Here is a 2,800-nt window from a genome sequence, read left to right as displayed (position 1 = left end):
CTTTTTTAATCCCCCCACTCATTCTTTTCTCAAATCCTCCAAAATGGATTTGAGAAATTAGGGAACTATAATGTCGTATGAACATATAGTAAGGGGGATAAAAAGTGGACAATGAGATGAATTATGGAAGTGATTATAAGTTTATTCCAGCAACTTCAATTGAAAGTGGTCATGGCCTCGAAGTATTACCTGATTTATTTTGTTACACGATTCAAATCGTCAATATATGCTTTGTTGGAAATCCTCAGACCAATGATTTTGTTTTAGTTGACGCTGGAATGCCTAAATGTGCAAATGAAATTATCTCTATCGCTGAGGATCGATTTGGTACCAATAGTCGCCCAAAAGCAATTATTTTAACTCACGGCCATTTTGATCATGTTGGAGGAATAATTGAACTCATTAAATATTGGGATGTTCCAGTCTATGCCCATCAAATGGAGATACCGTTTTTGACTGGACAACAAAGCTATCCTGAACCAGATCCAACAGTTGAAGGTGGTATGGTAGCGAAAATGTCTCCCCTGTTCCCTAATGAACCGATTGATTTAGGAAATAGCGTAAAAGCACTACCTACCGATGGAACTGTTCCCCATATGCCAGAGTTTAGATGGATTCATACATCAGGGCATACTCCTGGGCATATTTCATTATTCAGAGAGAAAGACCGAACTTTAATTGCTGGGGACGCTTTTGTTACAGTGAAACAGGAGTATCTGTATAAAGTAATAACTCAAGAACAGGAAATAAGCGGTCCGCCTCGTTATTTAACAACAGACTGGAAAGCAGCTAAAGAATCAGTCATTAAATTAGAAGAATTAAAGCCTCTAGTCGCTATTACTGGACATGGGATACCAATGTCAGGTGAATTGCTATCAACAAGCCTCAAAACACTGGTTCAAGAATTTGATAAAATTGCTGTACCTGATTACGGAAAATATATAGATAAAAAGATGCATTAAATGCGGAAATACTTTGTTTATTTTTATATTAATGAATCAAAACACCAACGAATATTAAGTTTAATATGAAAAAACACTGTACTTAGGCAACATCTCTATTATAAGAATGGAACTACCCTTTATGAATAAAGCTCGATATTCCGCAAATACTATCCATAGTATAAGCCTGCTTCTTACCCAGGTTGTACTTCTTACCATTAAGGGGTGATTAAAACGGGTTACGCTATATAAAAGCATAATCCGTTTTTAATGAAATATTGTATTCCATATACGTTTAAACAATGGAGGAAAATGATGAAACATATTGTTGCCTTATTAATTAAATACACAGCGATAACTGCAGTATTGCTAATCATGCTCAGTATCTTTCAAGGCATTTCAATTCCTAGAGTATTACTAATTTCTCTTTTTCTTACGGGAGCTGCCTATTTAATCGGAGACCTCTTCATTTTACCTAAATACGGAAATATGATTGCTACAATGGCAGATTTTGGCTTAACCTTCTTCGGAATTTGGCTTTTAACATCCTTATTTACTAATTTAGATGCTACTCGTAATATTGGATTTTCTTCATTTATGGCCACATTAATTATTGGCGGAATAGAGGTTTTCTTCCACATTTATATGAAGAGGTTAGTACTGCATAACGACGATGAATTAAGAAATCACAATCATATTCGCCATGATAAATATGCTATGGAAATGTCAGATGAATATATGGATTCTTCCACAATAAATAAATCCAAGCTTGAGGATACATCTAAAAAATAAAAAAGTGGCCAACGCCACTTTTTTATTTTTGTTTATTAAGCTTGATCAGAATTTCTTACATGTAACGGAGGTGGTACTACCCACCCTTTTTTCTTACTTAAACGCAGCAAAGTTACACCTGCTTGCGCCTTTTTCATATGAAATTGTCCGAATAGCATGCCTACATCTTCTCGAAGACATTTTCCCATCACTTGACTACATGTCACAAGTCCAGCTGCTAATCCTGTAGCAACAGCTGCTGCTATTTCAACATCATTAATACGTGCCCCTGGGGGAATGTCTTCGATAGATGCAACTGGTCGTTCTGGAGGAGCAGGTGGTAAAGCTACGCCATTAACCTTTAAAAGAGTTTTTAACTCTTCTATCTCCGAATTCATATCATTTTCAATTAAGCCTTCTAAAAACTTCTTCAAATCTTCATCACCTGTATGATTCATAAACACTTGATGGCTTGCAATTGCACCTTGTGCAGCTAAAAGATAACTCCAAATATCAAATACTTCTCCGTAATGTAACGGTTCATTTTGAGGATTTCCACTTAAAATACCCATCTTTAAATTCCTCCCTTTCGAAAATATCATAATAAATATTGATTTCAATATTGAAACCAAATTTTTAAGTATGCTTTTTCCTGCAAAAGATTTTCTACTATGCATGGAAAACACCTTTCCAACACTGTGTGTTTATTGTTTAGGAAAGTAGTTTACAAATCAAATACTCAAAGATTATGAAAGAAGATTATCGATAATCTTTGAGTGAGAATTCATTTACTATAAGGGTTTGTTTTTATACATATACAAAAGAAATTGATTTACATACCTGCTATATTGTATGCCCATTTACTTAGCGGTTAGCTCTACCACCAAGTTGTTGTTCAACCATTGCTACTAAACGTTTTGTAATTTCACCACCAACAGATCCGTTTGAACGAGCTGTTGTATCTGCACCAAGTTGTACACCAAACTCTTGTGCAATTTCATATTTCATTTGATCAAGAGCCTGTTCAGCGCCTCGAACTAATAATTCATTACGATTTCCACTATTATTGTTTGCCATATTATTTCACC

The 2,800-nt window shown here is 35.1% G+C and carries 4 protein-coding genes; 2 read left to right on the top strand and 2 right to left on the bottom strand.

Translation table 11 applies throughout. The features are described 5' to 3' along the window. Nucleotides 1–104 precede the first annotated feature (104 nt). On the top strand, nt 105–962 hold the full coding sequence (locus ACQGS6_RS25915; RefSeq protein ID WP_242784886.1) for an MBL fold metallo-hydrolase: 858 nt from the start codon (nt 105–107) through the stop codon (nt 960–962). Nucleotides 963–1,256: 294 nt separating this feature from the next. Further along, nucleotides 1,257–1,733 carry a YndM family protein gene (locus ACQGS6_RS25910; RefSeq protein ID WP_242784887.1) on the top strand — a complete coding sequence of 159 codons (477 nt, stop codon included), beginning with the start codon at nt 1,257–1,259 and terminating at the stop codon, nt 1,731–1,733. Between the two features lie 35 nt (nt 1,734–1,768). Here the strand turns inward: ACQGS6_RS25910 and ACQGS6_RS25905 are convergent, their stop codons facing one another. Together ACQGS6_RS25905 and sasP are read right to left on the bottom strand one after the other, a co-directional pair. Further along, the gene (locus tag ACQGS6_RS25905; protein WP_000512125.1) at nt 1,769–2,284 is read right to left on the bottom strand and encodes a DUF3231 family protein; all 516 of its coding nucleotides are present in this window, start codon (nt 2,282–2,284) and stop codon (nt 1,769–1,771) included. A 292-nt stretch (nt 2,285–2,576) separates the two neighbouring features. After that, entirely contained in the window at nt 2,577–2,789 is a 213-nt protein-coding gene (gene sasP, locus ACQGS6_RS25900; RefSeq protein WP_426965847.1) for a small acid-soluble spore protein, SasP family, read from the bottom strand. Nucleotides 2,790–2,800 lie beyond the last annotated feature (11 nt).

Origin of the sequence: Bacillus sp. GMs2/2 (genome assembly GCF_050172095.1) — a bacterium.
GTDB classification, from domain to species: Bacteria; Bacillota; Bacilli; order Bacillales; family Bacillaceae_G; genus Bacillus_A; species Bacillus_A cereus.
The sequence above is the reverse complement of the archived record's forward strand: the minus strand, read 5'-3'. Positions and strand labels throughout refer to the sequence as shown.

Coding starts and splice junctions, on each gene's coding strand:
- ACQGS6_RS25910 (WP_242784887.1), top strand. CDS start 1,257: ATGAAACATATTGTTGCCTTATTAATTAAATACACAGCGATAACTGCA.
- ACQGS6_RS25905 (WP_000512125.1), bottom strand. CDS start 2,284: ATGGGTATTTTAAGTGGAAATCCTCAAAATGAACCGTTACATTACGGA.
- sasP (WP_426965847.1), bottom strand. CDS start 2,789: ATGGCAAACAATAATAGTGGAAATCGTAATGAATTATTAGTTCGAGGC.